The organism is Escherichia sp. E.sYA108 (assembly GCF_011754335.1).
GTDB lineage: Bacteria > Pseudomonadota > Gammaproteobacteria > Enterobacterales > Enterobacteriaceae > Escherichia > Escherichia coli.
In genome coordinates this window covers 3,103,299-3,121,005 of the sequence record NZ_JAAQVZ010000001.1, presented here as the reverse complement: position 1 = coordinate 3,121,005, position 17,707 = coordinate 3,103,299, and the positions used below count along the sequence as shown (strand labels likewise).

Annotated in this window: 13 protein-coding genes, 1 tRNA gene and 7 pseudogenes; 12 read left to right on the top strand and 9 right to left on the bottom strand. The window is 45.4% G+C overall.

What is annotated here, in order from left to right:
• Nucleotides 1-55: 55 nt before the first annotated feature.
• Complete coding sequence (iroB, locus tag HBM92_RS15105; RefSeq protein WP_001221122.1) at nt 56-1,171, bottom strand: salmochelin biosynthesis C-glycosyltransferase IroB; 1,116 nt, start codon at nt 1,169-1,171, stop codon at nt 56-58.
• Nucleotides 1,172-1,708: 537 nt separating this feature from the next.
• On the opposite strand from iroB, the gene HBM92_RS15100 reads away from it, so the two are divergent.
• Together HBM92_RS15100 and tnpA are read left to right on the top strand one after the other, a co-directional pair.
• Entirely contained in the window at nt 1,709-2,008 is a 300-nt protein-coding gene (locus HBM92_RS15100) for a hypothetical protein (RefSeq protein ID WP_000805228.1), read from the top strand.
• 177 nt (nt 2,009-2,185) lie between these two features.
• Nucleotides 2,186-2,644, top strand: coding sequence for an IS200/IS605-like element IS200C family transposase (gene tnpA, locus HBM92_RS15095; RefSeq protein WP_000526115.1), 459 nt, complete (start codon nt 2,186-2,188; stop codon nt 2,642-2,644).
• A 127-nt stretch (nt 2,645-2,771) separates the two neighbouring features.
• Here tnpA and HBM92_RS15090 read toward each other — a convergent pair.
• Nucleotides 2,772-3,113, bottom strand: a pseudogene (locus tag HBM92_RS15090) (IS4 family transposase); the annotation flags it as partial.
• Nucleotides 3,114-3,833: 720 nt separating this feature from the next.
• Here HBM92_RS15090 and HBM92_RS25410 point away from each other — a divergent pair.
• Together HBM92_RS25410 and HBM92_RS15080 are read left to right on the top strand one after the other, a co-directional pair.
• Nucleotides 3,834-4,468 (top strand): annotated as a pseudogene (locus HBM92_RS25410) (hypothetical protein); the annotation flags it as partial.
• A 182-nt stretch (nt 4,469-4,650) separates the two neighbouring features.
• A tRNA-Arg gene (locus HBM92_RS15080) sits at nt 4,651-4,727 on the top strand.
• 278 nt (nt 4,728-5,005) lie between these two features.
• On the opposite strand, the pseudogene HBM92_RS15075 reads toward HBM92_RS15080, so the two are convergent.
• Nucleotides 5,006-6,369: pseudogene (locus HBM92_RS15075) on the bottom strand (IS4 family transposase).
• 345 nt (nt 6,370-6,714) lie between these two features.
• Between HBM92_RS15075 and HBM92_RS15070 the strand changes: the two are divergent.
• The 3 genes from HBM92_RS15070 to HBM92_RS15060 all read left to right on the top strand — a co-directional run bounded on the left by HBM92_RS15070 (nt 6,715) and on the right by HBM92_RS15060 (nt 10,958).
• A complete protein-coding gene (locus HBM92_RS15070) occupies nt 6,715-8,685 on the top strand; it encodes a TonB-dependent receptor domain-containing protein (RefSeq protein ID WP_001445605.1) in 1,971 nt (656 codons plus the stop codon).
• A gap of 18 nt (nt 8,686-8,703) precedes the next feature.
• Nucleotides 8,704-9,495 carry a DUF4198 domain-containing protein gene (locus HBM92_RS15065; protein WP_000977398.1) on the top strand — a complete coding sequence of 264 codons (792 nt, stop codon included), beginning with the start codon at nt 8,704-8,706 and terminating at the stop codon, nt 9,493-9,495.
• A 263-nt stretch (nt 9,496-9,758) separates the two neighbouring features.
• Nucleotides 9,759-10,958, top strand: a complete 1,200-nt coding sequence (locus HBM92_RS15060; protein WP_001327488.1) for a CobW family GTP-binding protein — start codon at nt 9,759-9,761, stop codon at nt 10,956-10,958.
• 106 nt (nt 10,959-11,064) lie between these two features.
• Here the strand turns inward: HBM92_RS15060 and HBM92_RS15055 are convergent.
• A pseudogene (locus HBM92_RS15055) lies at nt 11,065-11,250 on the bottom strand (transposase domain-containing protein); the annotation flags it as partial.
• A 60-nt stretch (nt 11,251-11,310) separates the two neighbouring features.
• On the opposite strand from HBM92_RS15055, the pseudogene HBM92_RS15050 reads away from it, so the two are divergent.
• The 4 genes and pseudogenes from HBM92_RS15050 to HBM92_RS15040 form a co-directional block, all read left to right on the top strand.
• Nucleotides 11,311-11,695 (top strand): annotated as a pseudogene (locus tag HBM92_RS15050) (IS110 family transposase); the annotation flags it as partial.
• The gene (locus HBM92_RS25690; protein ID WP_001304576.1) at nt 11,680-11,814 is read left to right on the top strand and encodes a DUF6404 family protein; all 135 of its coding nucleotides are present in this window, start codon (nt 11,680-11,682) and stop codon (nt 11,812-11,814) included. The pseudogene HBM92_RS15050 and the gene HBM92_RS25690, both read left to right, overlap by 16 nt.
• Nucleotides 11,815-11,908: 94 nt before the next feature.
• Nucleotides 11,909-13,045: an SEL1-like repeat protein gene (locus HBM92_RS15045; protein WP_000516335.1), complete on the top strand. Its 1,137-nt coding sequence runs from the start codon at nt 11,909-11,911 to the stop codon at nt 13,043-13,045.
• Between the two features lie 35 nt (nt 13,046-13,080).
• Nucleotides 13,081-13,623, top strand: coding sequence for a hypothetical protein (locus HBM92_RS15040; RefSeq protein ID WP_000997076.1), 543 nt, complete (start codon nt 13,081-13,083; stop codon nt 13,621-13,623).
• A gap of 938 nt (nt 13,624-14,561) precedes the next feature.
• Here HBM92_RS15040 and HBM92_RS15035 read toward each other — a convergent pair.
• From HBM92_RS15035 to HBM92_RS25865, 5 genes and pseudogenes are all read right to left on the bottom strand, one after another.
• Nucleotides 14,562-14,921: a hypothetical protein gene (locus tag HBM92_RS15035; RefSeq protein WP_001304575.1), complete on the bottom strand. Its 360-nt coding sequence runs from the start codon at nt 14,919-14,921 to the stop codon at nt 14,562-14,564.
• Between the two features lie 208 nt (nt 14,922-15,129).
• Nucleotides 15,130-15,429 (bottom strand): DUF2268 domain-containing putative Zn-dependent protease, encoded by a 300-nt coding sequence (locus tag HBM92_RS25400; protein WP_001304574.1) that lies wholly within the window; start codon nt 15,427-15,429, stop codon nt 15,130-15,132.
• A gap of 43 nt (nt 15,430-15,472) precedes the next feature.
• Nucleotides 15,473-15,706 (bottom strand): hypothetical protein, encoded by a 234-nt coding sequence (locus HBM92_RS25395; protein WP_001304573.1) that lies wholly within the window; start codon nt 15,704-15,706, stop codon nt 15,473-15,475.
• Nucleotides 15,707-15,996: 290 nt separating this feature from the next.
• Nucleotides 15,997-16,187, bottom strand: a pseudogene (locus HBM92_RS25870) (hypothetical protein); the annotation flags it as partial.
• A pseudogene (locus HBM92_RS25865) lies at nt 16,185-16,293 on the bottom strand (restriction endonuclease subunit S); the annotation flags it as partial. The pseudogenes HBM92_RS25870 and HBM92_RS25865, both read right to left, overlap by 3 nt.
• A 299-nt stretch (nt 16,294-16,592) precedes the next feature.
• Here HBM92_RS25865 and HBM92_RS15025 point away from each other — a divergent pair.
• A complete protein-coding gene (locus HBM92_RS15025) occupies nt 16,593-17,465 on the top strand; it encodes a GTPase family protein (RefSeq protein ID WP_001069772.1) in 873 nt (290 codons plus the stop codon).
• Nucleotides 17,466-17,707: the final 242 nt, after the last annotated feature.

Sequence of the window (17,707 nt, the reverse complement as noted above, 5' to 3'; positions counted from 1 at the left end):
GGATGCATGACTCCTGGATGGGGGCTGGCAAATGATTATCATGAAGGTGTAGTGGCTACCCTTTCTGTACCATTGTGATCAGGCTTTTCGCCACTTCACCAGGGCAGGGTTGCGCCGCCATTTCCGCTGCTACCTCTTCAGAGGCTTTGCGAAGTGAGCGATTGTTGAGGAAAGCATTGATCATGTTACTCGACAGGCCGACGTCGCCGGGGATAATCCCGCAGCCGCGTTCGGCAACAACGCGGGCATTTACCGGGCGATCGGCTCCCTGGCCGAAGACTATTTGTGGAATACCAGCGTGTAGCGCTGTCAGGGTATTGCCTGCTCCGCCATGATGAATGAAACCATCTGCGCCGTTGAGGAAGACACCCATGGGTATCCAGTCAACCAGGCGAACATTTGATGGCAGCGAGCGCAAATCGGACCGCGCATTGGCTGAAATATGCAGGATGATCTCGGCATCGACCTCACTGGCAGAATCCATAACCCAGGCGATTAGATCAAGGCCGTCAACCATCGGTTTGACAGTGCCGAGACTCACCAGAAGACGTTTACGATCGGGCCTTCTCTCCCACCATGGTTCCCACACCGCACCACCGTTATATGGGACGTACTGCATCGGAATAATGGGTTCACCGTCGTTTTCCAGAATGCTCATACTCGGCGGTGTTACGTCGATCCAGGCCATATCGCGTGGTGTGGCCCCGACATTGTGGCGACGATAGGCGTCCGTGAGCGAACGCGTTACACCCCTGATATGCCAGGGGGTATGGCCGAAGCCTACGGTTTGCATCACGACCGGTATATCATATTTGGCGGCAATCAGCGGCCCGATGACTCCGAGTGGAGGGTAGATGATGAGGTCAGGCCGCCAGTGTCCGGCAAACTCCACCAGATGGTCTGCCATTTCTTCGCTGAAGAATGAGAAGTTGCCCATTTGGGTTCCGATGTTACTTTTTTTCCGCTGTGCCTCATGGTGGCGGTAACCAGCTTCGGAATCCAGACCGGGGGCAGCGTCAAACACCACCAACCCGGCCTCTGCCGCTTTTTGTGCGAATTGTCCTCCGCTGGCGATCAGTACTTCATGACCGTTAACGCGAAATGCCTGCGCCAGGGACAGCACAGGATACAACAGCCCATAGAGAGGCGGGCCTACAAACAAAATACGCATGAGAAAATCCCTCTCCGCTTGACGATCTAAATCAGGCAGTCGACGCACTCATATGCCAGCAGCAGGACACGACTTTTCGTTAAACCTGCTTTACCAGATGCTGCGCCATTTGTGCTTCACCAGCGTTATGGACAGATCAGTCAGAGACTTTTCCGTGACATACACAGGTGAACAGGGAACTCCGTATCCCCACTTCCATTAACGCTTACGCGCCATTGTCCTGTTGAACATCCCGGCGTCAGACAGCTACGCCGGGATGTTCTTACGCATTTGTGCAGTGTTAGACCGACAATGAATCTGGAAAGATCCGTGACTTTTTAGACACACGGCTTGCATCATCCTGATAGTCTCGCCTTCGCTGGCCTGTAAGTAAAATGACCTTGTACTGGCGATGCGTGTTCCCTTTCAGCCTTACCAGAGACAACGTTAGCGCAAATGCTAATGATAATAATTACCAATATCATTAAGGTATTGCAACGATAATTAAAAACTTAATGAAAAGGGAAGCACTCAGAGGACTATCCGGGGGTATTTAAATTGAAACCTACGCTGCTCCAGACCGTGGAGAATATTTGCCTGCAAATTCTGTTCGTGCTGTTCCTGTTCACCGGAACGCTGATAGACGTTGAGGCATTGGTGAGCTGTTCTTCCGTTGCCAAAAATGTACAGAGAACTCCGGCCAGCAGCGTTTCATCCTCTGTCTATAGCGCAAGCGTGTCGAGAACTGCTGCTGATATTATGCTGTTGTCGAATAATCCGCTTTTTGCTCCGGGTCAGGTGAGTTTTTTCGGCTGTTCGTTGGCAGCGTCAGGTATTCACGTCACCATTCTGGAGTAATGCCAGTCAATTAAGCAACTGACTGGCTCTTTTTGTGCACAGAAAACCCCCAGCTAGGCTGGGGGTTCCGGAAAGCTTTCAGCTTTGAGCCAGTTATTAAAACCCCTTTTGATTTGTTAAAACACCTTGCGGTCTGGCAACTGCAAGTGTCAAACAAGAAATCAAAAGGGGGTCCCAATGGGGAACGAAAAGAGCTTAGCGCACACCCGATGGAACTGTAAATATCACATAGTATTTGCGCCAAAATACCGAAGACAGGTGTTCTACAGAGAGAAGCGTAGAGCAATAGGCTGTATTTTGAGAAAGCTGTGTGAGTGGAAAAGTGTACGGATTCTGGAAGCTGAATGCTGTGCAGATCATATCCATATGCTTGTGGAGATCCCGCCCAAAATGAGCGTATCAGGCTTTATGGGATATCTGAAAGGGAAAAGCAGTCTGATGCCTTACGAGCAGTTTGGTGATTTGAAATTCAAATACAGGAACAGGGAGTTCTGGTGCAGAGGGTATTACGTCGATACGGTGGGTAAGAACACGGCGAAGATACAGGATTACATAAAGCACCAGCTTGAAGAGGATAAAATGGGAGAGCAGTTATCGATTCCCTATCCGGGCAGCCCGTTTACGGGCCGTAAGTAACGAAGTTGGATGCAAATGTCAGATCGTGTGCGCCTGTTAGGGCGCGGCTGGTAAGAGAGCCTTATAGGCGCATTTGAAAAACCTCCGGCTATGCCGGAGGATATTTATTCGGGGCTGTGGGGTATTTCTAGGGCCTCTCCTTTACCACTCTCGGGAAGGCCGTTTCCCTTCTTGTCGGTAATTTCACAAGTTGTCCCATACTTGCAAGATCGCGCATCAGCTCCGGTATACGTCCCGGTGAAGCGCCCTGCAATGTCATCAGCATTCTCATCACCATTCCGCATGATTCTGAGAAACTCAGTTGATTCGGCCAGTAACCTTTCAGATGTTCCGCCATTTTAATCATCTGATATCTCACCAGATTATAAGCCAGTAAGACACCCCACAGCTCTTGCTCCACAAGCTCCGGCTTTTTACTTCTCAGCGTCAGCCTGCTCAGTTGCATCGTCTGTTTTATCTCTCTGTATCCCTGGTCAGGTTGACGGGGCACTAGTGGTTTCAGCGGTTAATCGTCGAACAGGCGCGAGACAATATTCGCATTCAACAAAATAACAAACGCAACACTGATCGTTTTGTTGAGAGGATAACTCTTTTTCAGGGTTATGGGTGAAAGGCCTGAAAATTTGCGATTATCTTTAAGAGAGTCACAAATACACTCCAAAACCAAAACCCGCTCTCTCATTCTTTAGACTGAACTTAGCGTAGCTCACCATGTCAAAATGTTTGAAACTGCTCTGGTGTGGGAAGTGTTCGAAAACTCGTAGATTGTTATTTCAATCAGTGCGCAAAAGAGTGTCTTACTGAAAAATGAATATAGATATTCATCTGGCGATTCGAGACGAAAAGATTTCTTTCATCCGCAGTTATGCGCATGGTTAAGAGGTGACGATTGAAGAAGTCCTGATCTTACTGAAGTTACGCGGATAGTGGGTAATGCCGCGAGATTGATGGAACTTTAAAAATTATCTCTTAACGTTTTACGGATATAAAAAGTTTATTTTTTGTTAAGAGAGATTACTTCACCAGACAACTTGAACTCGCTGCAGGGCGTTTTTTATGCCCGAAAAGCTGCACAGTACGTTAAATATGCTGGTGATTGTGCAGTGAGTTTCTCCAAGCCTGATGTGACTTGACTGAATGATATCACATTTGTAATGTAAAATAAATCAATGTTTTTAAGTTGCTAGGTGCTTGTTTCTATAGCTGGGGCACTTCCTTTTACTATGGCTTTCCATGGTGGGGGGCGGAGCTGGTGTTGATGATGTGGCCAGAAGCCTGTTTTATGCTGTTACAGTCATCGTTATATTCCTTATTGGATGGGGAGCAGGTATTGTTTTCTTTCTGGGAATTAAACAAAAAACAATATGAAGGATTTGAGTTTTATCAGATTTTTTCTGGCAATATTGTTGCTTCTTGTTCCTCCTGCTCTGGAGTTTCCAGTAATTCATCGGCACATTACGCCAGGTGCACTGACTTTATGCGTCATTACAGCCTTAATAATTACGCTGCTTGCCAGCTTGGGCGGCAGGCTTGTCTCAGTTAAATGTATTTCGGAGATTTCGTTTATTCGTCGTCACCGGATTGAGTGCATGATGGCGGGATTTATGATTTATTTCTGGACATTCTCTCTTATTGCTGGTTGGTACAAGCCCCAGTTTAAGAAGGAATATCAGACACTCCACTATGAGAATGCTAGGTATTACGTTCTTGCACGCTATGACGGTCGTTTGGTTTTATCACAATCGTACAGGAGCGGGAGTAGGAAGTTTGTTATAATCAATGGCGGACATAGACTTTGAGATTAATGTAGTCAGAGTGCGTTAAAATTCCCTTAGAAATCGGGAATAGGTAGTACTAGATACGCAGGATTTAATCAGTCGTATTGAGATGGAATTGCAGAGTTAAACTGGCATGGATTATTTTGTACCCAGCCCTTAAGAACAATGGTGAGAGATAGTAACTCATAATCGCCAATTCACTGTTTTAAATTTAGTAAGGGCCGCTATCCGCCACTGGCTCATCGGGAAAGAGCATCAGCCTTCTAAGTTGACTGTGCGAGGTTCGAGTCCTCGGTGGCGGTCCAGTACTGATTTAGCTCAGTAGGTAGGGAATTGCCTTGTAATCAGTAGGTCACCAGTTCGACTCTTGCTGTCTCGCCCCATATTCCAATAGGCTCGCTTTGACGGGGCTTTTGTATGTCGCTTGCGATATGTTACAGTACCGTTATCAGTCTGTAGAAAATACACACAGGAGTGAAATGTTAAATTACCCACAACTCAGAGAGCGGAGTGTTGTCCTGTTAGTGGGGAATTTGTTAAAAGAATCCAGCATGGTGAATCTCCCTGTGCGGCTGTCTCTTGATCAGATCTCCTGATCAAGAGACTTCATCACCGGATAACCCTCAACCATATCCTGAAGTCTGAACCAGCCATCCCACATAACTACCCAACCAGGGCGGCCTGTGCGTTTGCTGTCATGCCATCGCCCCAGTTTCAGACAGGCCCATTTCAGTGTCGGCGTCTGTGACGGAAGCTGTTTTCCTTCCAGCTTAACCCACAGCAGTTTCCACTCTGTCGGCGTCAGTATTTTCTTACAGCTGTCATTTTGTGTTTCTTCACTGATACCTTCCTGCCGCAGGCCCAGCATCCGTACCGCGATAAACGCCTTGATAACCACCATGCGCTCAAGGTTATCCCGGGTCTGCATTCGCAGTGATTCCACACATGTACCACCACTTTTCCACGCCTTGTGGTATTCCTCTATCAGCCAGCGTCGCTCGTAATGGCTGACGATACGTCGCGCATCGGCGGCACTCGCCACTTTTTCTGATGTCAGCAGATGCCAGCAGGCACCGTCCTCTGACTGCTCCCGGCAACAGACATACGTGAGCGGGAGCGCCTGGCCGCTGTTGTCGCGATTTTTATGCTGACTTCGCTGTACCTGATGAACATCCGGGCCTGGCGGGCTGCCCGCCCTCCTTTTTGCATCACATTCAGCGTGTGGCTTCCCGCGGTTGCCAGGACTTCCGGCAGTTCGAAGAGCTTGCCGGGTGCTTCTTCCAGCCGGCTATTCTGTGCAGTACGCACCACGAAGCGCTGTCCGTGGCTGACTTTATAATGCAGGTAATGCCAGATATCCGCTTCCCGGTCACAGACAGTGATTACCCGTTTCTGTATCTCCCCCAGCCGTTCGGCCATACGCTCCGAAGCCTGCTGCCAGCGGTAACTTTCTTTTTCTTCACAGGGACGTTCTTTTCGCTGGTGCTTAACACCGTAGGTGTCCGTGACCCGACTCCAGCGCTGCTGTTCGATAAAACCGACTGGCAGGGCGCTGTCAGGGGCGTACATCAGGACAGAGTGAGCCAGCAGCCCGCGCGTCTTCGGGTTAGTGGTGGTATTCCCCTGGTCATCAGATGCCGTACTGTGGCTGAAGTTAATGGTGGTGGTGTCTTCCAGTGCGAGGAGCAGCGGATGAGCCTCACATGCCCTTACAGTGGCGGTAAATCCGGCTTCGGCAATGGCTTGCGGGGACACAGACGGGTTACGTATCAGGCGGTACGCACCTTCAACCTGAGCAGTGGACTGGGATGATTTCACAATAGAAAGACCTGCATGCTGAGCGAGAGAAGAGGTCAGTGACACAAGGCGTCGTGTACGACGCGGATCACCGAGACGGGCATGTCCAGACTGCTCGTTATCCCATGAATAACAATCAGAAAGTACCATAACAGACCCGAAGAAAATGAAATATAAGAAAAGATCAACGAGTGAAGAAAAAGTTCAAAAAATGGCTGCCGGGGAGGAAGGAAAGTACCGGATGGAAAGAGTCCCCCCTAAAGCAGACTGACAGACATAACAAATCCCCGGGGGGATTTGTGTATAAGAGACAGTACTTATCTGGAGGTAATTGCAATATCTCTGTGAACTTACACAGGGTGGGCTTACCGCATACACTGACACTTAGCGGATCGACAGAACATTATTAACAGAGCATCACTGAACGCTACATAATCAGAGTTGCATAAATAAAATGTTATGATATAACATCACAATCACAACATTTGTTTTCGAATGTATATGAATGTAATCAGAACTGTCATTTGTACATTAATTATACTTCCGGTGGGATTACAGGCAGCGACCAGTCATTCTTCTATGGTTAAAGATACAATCACCATTGTCGCGACAGGAAATCAGAACACGGTATTTGAAACGCCGTCGATGGTCAGTGTCGTCACGAATGACACACCGTGGAGTCAGAATGCGGTTACATCGGCCGGCATGCTGAAAGGTGTTGCCGGTCTCAGCCAGACTGGTGCAGGACGGACCAATGGGCAGACCTTTAATTTACGCGGCTATGACAAAAGCGGGGTACTTGTTCTTGTTGACGGCGTTCGCCAACTCAGTGACATGGCAAAAAGCAGTGGCACTTATCTGGATCCGGCACTCGTCAAACGTATCGAAGTTGTCCGCGGGCCAAACTCCAGTCTGTACGGCAGTGGCGGGCTGGGAGGTGTAGTGGACTTCAGAACTGCCGATGCAGCAGATTTTCTTCCCCCCGGAGAGACAAACGGTTTAAGTCTGTGGGGAAATATCGCCAGTGGTGACCACAGCACAGGCTCGGGGCTCACCTGGTTTGGTAAAACTGGAAAAACAGATGCGCTCCTTTCTGTCATTATGCGTAAAAGAGGTAATATCTATCAAAGTGATGGTGAGCACGCACCTAACAAGGAAAAACCTGCAGCCCTGTTTGCGAAAGGCTCTGTCGGTATAACAGACAGTAACAAAGCAGGTGCCAGCTTGCGTCTCTACCGGAATAACACCACTGAACCGGGCAATTCCACTCAGACACATGGTGACAGCGGCCTGCGTGACAGAAAAACAGTACAAAATGACGTACAGTTCTGGTACCAGTACGCTCCTGTGGATAACAGCCTCATCAATGTAAAGTCAACGTTATATCTCAGTGATATCACTATCAAGACAAACGGTCACAACAAAACGGCAGAATGGAGAAACAACAGAACCTCCGGTGTTAATGTTGTCAACAGGAGTCATACTCTGATTTTTCCGGGAGCCCATCAGTTAAGTTATGGCGCTGAATATTACCGTCAGCAGCAGAAGCCAGAAGGCTCTGCCACACTATATCCGGAAGGAAACATTGACTTTACATCGTTGTATTTCCAGGATGAAATGACAATGAAAAGCTACCCGGTTAACATTATCGTCGGTTCCCGCTATGACCGGTACAAGAGCTTCAATCCCCGTGCCGGAGAACTGAAAGCCGAACGCCTGTCCCCAAGGGCGGCGATTTCAGTCTCACCGACAGACTGGCTGATGATGTACGGCTCCATATCCTCTGCATTCCGAGCGCCCACAATGGCAGAAATGTACAGGGATGATGTACATTTTTACCGCAAGGGTAAACCCAATTACTGGGTTCCTAACCTTAATCTGAAACCAGAAAATAACATCACCCGTGAGATTGGCGCAGGTATTCAACTGGATGGCCTGCTTACAGACAATGACCGGCTGCAGTTAAAAGGCGGATATTTCGGAACGGATGCCAGAAACTATATTGCCACACGCGTGGATATGAAACGGATGCGTTCTTATTCTTATAATGTATCCCGGGCCCGTATCTGGGGATGGGATATGCAGGGTAATTACCAGTCTGATTATGTTGACTGGATGCTTTCTTATAACCGGACGGAAAGTATGGATGCCAGCAGCAGGGAATGGCTGGGCTCCGGCAATCCTGACACACTTATCAGTGACATCAGCATACCTGTTGGTCATAGAGGCGTTTATGCCGGATGGCGTGCTGAACTTTCAGCATCAGCCACGCATGTGAAAAAAGGCGATCCCCATCAGGCTGGTTATACCATACATTCCTTTTCACTGTCTTATAAGCCTGTAAGTGTTAAAGGCTTTGAGGCGTCAGTAACTCTGGATAATGCCTTCAACAAGCTTGCCATGAATGGCAAAGGTGTGCCGCTTTCAGGCAGAACTGTCAGTCTTTATACCCGTTATCAGTGGTAACCTCGCAGGAAATAAATCATGATGAAAAATACAGGCTATATCTTAGCTCTTTGTCTGACAGCATCGGGGCATGTCCTAGCCCATGATGTCTGGATTACAGGTAAACAGGCAGAGAACAACGTTACCGCAGAGATTGGTTATGGTCATAATTTCCCCTCAAAGGGGACAATTCCTGACAGAAGGGATTTCTTTGAAAATCCCCGGCTTTATAACGGGAAAGAGACAATAACACTGAAGCCAGCGTCCACGGATTATGTCTATAAAACTGAGTCTGCAAGCAAAGATAATGGTTACGTTCTGTCAACGTATATGAAACCGGGATACTGGTCGAGAACCTCGTCAGGATGGAAACCGGTCAGCCGGGAGGGCAGAAATGATGTGGCTTACTGTGAATTTGTCACTAAATATGCAAAATCTTTTATTCCTGGTGAACAGCAGATGCCAGCACAACTCTATCAGTCTCCAACAGGGCATGAGCTTGAAATCATTCCGTTATCCGATATAAGTCGTTTCAGTGAAAATGTGAAGCTGAAAGTTCTGTATAAAACGTCCCCGCTCGCCGGAGCTATCATGGAGCTTGACTCGGTCAGTTATCTGACATCATCCCGTCATACTCATGCAGTTGAGCACAAACATCCTGTTCATAAAGCAGAACTCACCTTTGTAACTAATGAGGATGGTATCGTCACAGTACCTTCTCTTCATATCGGACAGTGGCTGGCGAAAGTCCAAAATAAGAAAAGTTTTCAGGACAAAAGCCTGTGTGATGAAACTGTCGATGTGGCAACCTTAAGCTTCTCCCGAAATTAATGATACTATTCCTGCCCTGTATTTTACGGGCAGGGTATATCAACCGGAAATAGCCTACTGACATCCATGTAAAAAAACTCATAATTATTTTGTTGATGTATCTTACCTAATACATTGATAGCTCCAGTTTTTATACCAGAGCATTCTCGTTGTCCCTATGTACTTGTCTGCAATATCACTGATATGCAGGAATAATATTCTTGGCATGGAGTCAGTTCCCCGTCATCTTAGGTATCACTTTAACTCACAGGTGTCCAGTAAATATGAACAGGATCCCAGTAATCATTATCAATGGTTTCCTTGGCGCAGGAAAAACCACTCTTATGAAAAACCTGCTCACACAGGCAAACAGGAATCACTTAGCTGTATCTGTCATTGTCAATGATATGAGCGATCTGGATGTTGATGGTGTACTTATTGCAAATACAGAAATCGTTAATATTGCGAACAATAATTTCGTGAGTATCACATCTGATAGTATCAGCAGCCAGAGTGGGATTAAGACGGTCGACAAGGCAATTAAAAATATGCTCAGGCATTATTTGCCTGACGTTATATTTGTCGAAACATCCGGAGGTAGCCACCCACTGCCATTAATTAAGTATCTGCAGACTCATGAGCGATTACAGCTAAAATCACTTTTATCACTTGTCGATACCGTTATGCTCAATGATGACTATAACGGAGGGAAAGCACTGATACCTGCATTTCAGGAGAATCTTTTCCATGGCAAGCGCAGAATAGAGAATTTACTGGCTGAGCAAATCATGTTTTGTAGCACTTTGCTGTTAACCAAAAAGGATCGACTGTCATTCGACATTGTCACCGATGTGGCGAAAGCAATCCATCCTCTGAATCCTTACGTAAATGTGATAGCTGTGTCATGGGGGAACCTTAAACTAGCAGAGTTACTAACCCTTCCGGATTACGATTTTAACCGGGTCGGATTACTTATCAGAGAACTGGAAGACACAATCACAGTAGAAGAAGCAAAAATTTCAGCCCAAAATGGCGAAATAATTTCGCGAGTGATTAAAGATGACAGGCCATTCCACCCACAAAGATTATGGGAAACCTATCATTATTTTATGGGAATGGGTATTTATCGTAGTAAAGGCTTTTTCTGGCTACCAGGAAGACCTGACATGGCTCTGCTCTGGAACCAGGCCGCAGGAAGTATCAATCTGGAGTTTATCAGCTACTGGAATTCCGGTGTATTGGCAGACCCTGATAATCACCTGACCCACGAAGAGCGCTCTGTTTTGCAGAAAAAAGTCAATAAAACTATGGGGCGGTTTGGAGACAGGAGATGCCATTTAACGATTATAGGGCGTTCTGATGAAGTCCATGATTTTACCTCCGCCTTAATTAACTGTTTTCTTTCTGAAGAAGAAATTGTCTGGTGGCAATCAGGTGGCGTTTTCGCGGATCCCTGGCCCGTTAATATATCCCGGCTGAACTGATGATTAACGCGATATTGCAAATATGGCATATGAATCGATCGTAGTTTGGCATTCGAATCGATCATGATTTGGGTAAACGTTCACGGAGCGCCGTATTGACGTTTATTTATTGGGTGAGTACGACGTTCCATGGCAGGAGTTCATCAACACGGTTAGAAGGCCATTCCGGCAGGACGTTGAGGATATGGCGCAGATACGATTCCGGATCGATACCGTTCAGTCGGCAGGCGCCGATCAGCCCGTACAGCAGCGCACTACGCTCTCCACCGTGATCGTTGCCGAAGAACATGTAGATGATATGACCTTTATATACTCACTATAGCATTGGTGGGATATTCCAGAGGAGGTCATCATGTATTCGGAAAATATTGCGGCTTACGTCGGGCTGGATGTGCATAAAGCCCCCTAGCAGTTGCTATTGTTGCATCTGAACGACTTGGCAAGGTTCGTTATTATGGTATGGTACGATTAACAACGAAGCCCAGTCTGTACGTCGATTATTTCAGAAATTGCAGGGACTTTACGGAAACATTCTTTCCTGCTATGAAGCTGGCCCCTGTGGTTTTGGGCTATATCATCAACTCACAGCGATGAATATAAAATGCTAGGTTATTGCCTCTTCCCAGATAGTAAAATCACCGATAGACAGGATCAAAAATGATCATCGGGATGCAACCGCTACCGTTTGCCTCGTTCTGGAAATAACCTTGCTGATGGGGGTATGGTTTGGTACGTTGTGGGGATTTGTATGTGGTTTTCTTCATGGAAAGACAGTGGTATGCAACCGGGCGTTGCATTTGTCTCAAGCATAGTCGCAGGCATTTGCTTTGGTGTTCTCATGGCTGTGTACCATTAGTGTCGAAAGGTAGTTAACAATCTTCCAGACTGGGACAGTCTGGAGTAAAGATCGTTGTAGAGGCTATATACTTTTTAAATGGACTGGGGGTGAGATGGGAAAAATAAAATATTGGCTAATAGTAGGATTTATTATACTTTTTGCGATTTTTTACATTGCTATTAGTGACAGGGATTCTACGCTTTCTAGGTTGAAATCAGCAGGTGAAAACGGAGATGTAGAAGCTCAGTATGCTTTGGGGCTCATGTATTTGTATGGAGAAATTCTGGATGTTGATTATCAGCAGGCAAAGATTTGGTATGAAAAAGCCGCTGACCAAAATGATCCGCGTGCGCAGGCCAAACTCGGTGTGATGTATGCAAATGGTCTCGGGGTAAATCAGGATTATCAGCAATCAAAATTATGGTATGAAAAGGCGGCTGCGCAAAATGATGTTGATGCGCAATTTTTGCTTGGGGAGATGTATGACGATGGTCTCGGGGTAAGCCAAGACTACCAGCATGCAAAGATGTGGTATGAAAAAGCGGCTGCTCAAAATGATGAGCGTGCTCAGGTCAATCTCGCTGTTCTATACGCAAAGGGTAATGGTGTTGAACAGGATTATCGACAGGCCAAAAGCTGGTATGAAAAGGCTGCAGCTCAAAATAGTCCTGATGCGCAGTTCGCTCTTGGAATTCTGTATGCCAATGCTAATGGTGTAGAGCAGGACTATCAGCAGGCAAAAGACTGGTATGAGAAAGCAGCAGAACAAAATTTCGCCAATGCTCAGTTTAATCTTGGTATGCTCTATTACAAAGGTGAGGGTGTTAAACAAAACTTTCGGCAAGCCAGAGAATGGTTTGAAAAAGCCGCATCTCAAAATCAGCCGAATGCCCAATATAATTTAGGTCAGATTTATTACTACGGTCAGGGTGTGACTCAGAGCTATCGACAGGCGAAAGACTGGTTTGAAAAAGCGGCAGAGAAAGGTCATGTCGATGCTCAATATAATCTCGGTGTAATATACGAAAATGGTGAAGGTGTGAGTCAGAACTATCAACAGGCAAAGGCTTGGTATGAAAAGGCAGCCTCACAAAATGATGCGCAGGCGCAGTTCGAACTTGGCGTTATGAATGAACTGGGTCAGGGTGAAAGCATAGACCTGAAACAAGCAAGACATTACTATGAGCGGTCATGTAATAATGGGCTTAAGAAAGGTTGTGAACGGTTAAAAGAGTTATTATACAAATAGATATTATAATATTTATTATATGAGGTTGTGAATTAATGGCAATCCCTGAACGTATGATCCCCGTAAAAGTCAGCAGCAAAAAAATAAGAGAATTAGCACAGAAAGCTAAAGAGATACTTGCAGCTATTGATAGTGGAGCAAGTGAAGAAGATGCTTTTTTAAAGGACATGATCGATGACTGGAACAGTCAGGTAGTATGTCCATGTGAGTTTTCAGATTTTAGAGATTATTCCTCTTGGACAAATGCAAATGAATTTACACGAATAGCTTTTAATTTGGAAAAGTTCTACGAGGATTTTACTTGGGAGGAACTGGTTCAAACGATAAGCTGTGTATGTGATCAAAAGTCAAACGAATCGGAAAAAATTTTTGCTCTTTTGTTGCTTGAAAAGAATTTTCATGGAAATCCATCCGATCTTATATTCTGGCCCGATGAATGGTTTCAGGATCCAGATATGTTAGATGTTGAACTGAGTGTTGAAGAGATTGCATGCTATTTGATGGTTCGATCCGGTAGGCAACTAGTTGATGCACCTGAAATCGACCTGAAATATCAAATACCCCAGTCTGACGAATAAAAAATTAATATAAGTGTAGATAAATAGTTATGAGCAATTACAGGAAAAACAAGTGTGAAAAAAACTGATATTGCCCTGTAAATTTAATTAATTATAATGTCCCACACTTACATGGTGGAGAATATCATTGGGGGCGGAGTAAGAATAAAAGAGTTAATTCTGAGCATCCATACATTTTACCTATGTCAGGTAAAATAAACTATGGGCTTGATTATTCACCATTATTCATGTTTCTACTAAGAAAAACAGGTGAAAAATCGGATCAAGTTTATAGTGAAGCGATTCTACGACTCGATCTGCCTGATCCAACCTTCTTTCTAGTTGCTCTACACGAAACAGACCAAAGAAATTTTGTTCGGTGCGGCAAATCCAGTTATTACAATGGGCTGTATGTTGATGAGAATGGTTACTTGAAATGTTTTCTCCAGATTTAAAGGCATCAGGCATACCAATATTATGTAAGTGCTGTACTTACACTCTAAACGGGAAATTATTAAATGAATAAGTTGAAATTTTTCTGACCTTATTAACTTAAAGAATAGACGCATCAATTGTTTTATTTCAGGGCGTTAAACACATTGTATTTATAATTATGCAAAATTTACCAATGTTTTAACAGATCCGATAGTAGCTATTGTTGTTTTCGGAGTTTGGCCCTGAGCTGTCCATGCCTTTTTAGAATTATCAGTATCAATAGATGGTAATACCTCCAATTAGTTGAATTAGGGGTATAATAGTCGCTTTTAAGGTTCTTCCATGGTCACAGTTAACCTTCATTGTCCCTGTTGCCAGCCCGTTCAGGTTTACCGTCCAATAGAGTTATACTTAGCTGAACCTAGATTTTTAGCTTCGGGTATTTAAAAATAGGTATTAAGAAGATTGCTAACTTTATTGATAATAACTTAAACTGTTTTTAGGGAGCATAATTAAATGTAATTTTAGGTTTGTAATTTATTATGTTTTTTTGATATGCAAAAATATAATGCGAGTAGAGGTACGATAAATAATATACAAAACATTAATACGAATAAGAATAAATTCCTTGATGATCCAGTATCACTAAAAAATCTATCCCAGGATTTCTTTGGTATTATCTTTTGCGCTGATATTTCTAAAGCATAATATGCAAACGGGTATGCTACAGCACCAATAGCAAGGTATGCTGCAACATAAGGTATATAAGGAATATAAGAAGGAAATATCTTTCCATCCTTTAAATCAGTCAAAATGTTGTAAACCAAAGAGCCACAACCGACTAAGCCCCATAAACAATGTCTGAGATAGTATCTAAATGTCATATTATATACCTTAATGATATGAAATAGGGTACATATGGATTCAAGTAGGCAGTTTCCGCAAACTGAAAGCCATTAACTCTGATAGGCCGCTATGAGTGGGCCATTTGGGTTTTGCCCATGATCACAGTCATAGTTCTGGAAAATGGCTGTGCTCTTTAAATAAATGTCTTTAACTCCTCAGTGTTTATATTCGCCAGCATTGAAGCCTTTAAATGTGGGAATGTACGAGGTATCTGGAAATCAGTTTAAAACCTTTGGTATATTCCAGCCATCTTGGCAAGTCCCCGGTTCCGAACAACCAAGCGTTACAATCGTAATCAGTACTATACCAGTTTTCAAGCAAATGCAGCCTGTACGGTTGAACAATATCTGATGTGAGTTTTTCTCTGGGGTCAGGTTCACCAGCAAAAAGCTCAAGCGAAAAGTGCCCTGCAAGCCCTTCAGAGACTATGACTTCTCCTAAAGTTGAGCCGTATCTCGGCCCATCTAACAGCACGATGCAGTTCATGTGCAAACATTCGAGCAATGGAGTGCGCATAATTTTTGCAAAATTATGGATTTTCTGGAGCTACTGTTCTATAGACAACTCCAGCTTCAGGGTAAAAACCATGATGCCCTTTCTCCGGGAGGACAAGTTTCCCTACTTTAACCACCACGTCCAGTGAAGGAATCGGCATTAACCTTTTAACTAGTTCGTAGGTATCAGTCAGGTTGATTTGAAGCCATTCATAGTGAGCAGTGAGTTTCTTTTGGGTATTAAGAAAATAGAGGGGCATTTGAGACATAACGGTACCACTCAAAAGAGTCAGTAAATCGCTACATGTTAACACACAACGTAAATGTTGTGGTGTAAGCACAGTAGTAGAGGACCAGACTGTTACCCATCATACCTGCTCTTAGGGCAGAGCAAACCCAAACCATCAAAATAGCTCTGGCTTTTGTGTCATAGCTGTCTCAGGTTAAGTCTGAGCTAATATATTAATTAAAACAGTCCATTCGCCATGTATTATTAAATAGTTAGTTACCATTTGATAATTAATATGAAATTACTTCACAGGAATCTCTCTATTATTATTTATTCGTTTTTATCCTTCAGGTAATAGGTCTTCATATAGGTCAAGCGATGACCATTAAACATATAGCCTGGGTTAATAAAGTAATAGTTCTGTATCATGGTCTCTGCAATAAACTTCTTGTCAGCAAGTTCTTTCATGCCTTTGAAATATTTTTTCTGGATCTTTTTACAACATCTTGATCGACAATATTCCATATAGCTGGAAAAATTTTCGCTGATAAAACGGTTGAAAAGTGCGCCCAAAATGTACTGTTTAAAATCCCATCCGTCGACAGACCCTCTGACATCATTGACCATTTGCCCTATCAGGTGTTGCAGCCCTGCTCGTTATTGAATGCCTGTCATTTTTAATTCGTTTTCCTGGTTCAGGTATGAATCATCAGGGGCTATTCTACAGCAAACGCGTGGCTCAGGTAGCCCGTAAGTAAGTCGGTGGACTCCGGGTTATTCATGGCAGGGAGGCGTGGCCGAATACTTCTCTCCTTTGCTGTATGTCTGGCACATCCTAAATAATTTCAGACAGATATTATCTCCGTGAATCCCCCGCCACCTTTCCGGTGCGCGGGGTTTTGTCTTTTTTTACCGGGAATACATGTATGAATCCGTCTGATGCCATTGAGGCAATTGAAAAACCGCTCTCCTCCCTGCCTTATTCACTTTCCCGTCACATCCTGGAACATCTGCGCAAACTCACCAGCCACGAACCCGTGATTGGCATTATGGGGAAAAGCGGGGCCGGTAAATCCTCACTCTGTAATGCACTGTTTCAGGGGGAGGTCACCCCGGTCAGTGATGTTCACGCTGGCACCCGGGAAGTGCGGCGCTTCCGTCTGAGTGGCCACGGTCACAGCATGGTTATCACTGACCTGCCCGGGGTGGGCGAGAGCCGGGACAGGGATGCAGAGTATGAAGCCCTGTACCGTGACATTCTGCCAGAACTGGACCTGGTACTGTGGCTGATTAAAGCCGATGACCGTGCCCTGTCTGTGGATGAGTATTTCTGGCGACACATCCTGCACCGGGGACATCAGCGGGTACTGTTTGTGGTGACGCAGGCCGATAAAACGGAGCCCTGCCATGAATGGGATATGGCCGGTATTAAGCCTTCTCCCGCACAGGCACAGAATATTCGCGAAAAAACGGAGGCGCTATTCCGTCTGTTCCGGCCCGTACATCCGGTTGTTGCCGTATCGGCCCGCACCGGCTGGGAGCTGGATACGCTGGTCAGTGCGCTCATGACAGCGCTTCCCGACCATGCCGCCAGTCCCCTGATGACCCGCCTGCAGGACGGGCTGCGCACGGAGTCTGTCCGCTCTCAGGCCCGTGAACAGTTTACCGGTGCGGTGGACCGGATATTTGACACAGCGGAGAGCGTCTGTGTTGCCTCTGTTGTCCGTACGGCCCTGCGCGCTGTTCGTGACACCGTGGTCTCTGTTGCCCGCGCGGTATGGAACTGGATTTTCTTCTGAACCTGTTGTAGATGATGCCCTCCCTGCCTCTGAGCCATCTCACAAAAAGCGCGGTTTTCATTGCCACCTTTCTTGTCCGTGCAACAATCAGGTAATAGAATAAAACGATCGATAACTATTTAATCGATCGTTTATATCGATCGTTATGCTAATAATAACACCCGTTAGCAATGTATGCAGACACACAGACATGAGATTCAGGGAACAACAGAGCCACACGTCAGAAACTTCCATCAGCCGGA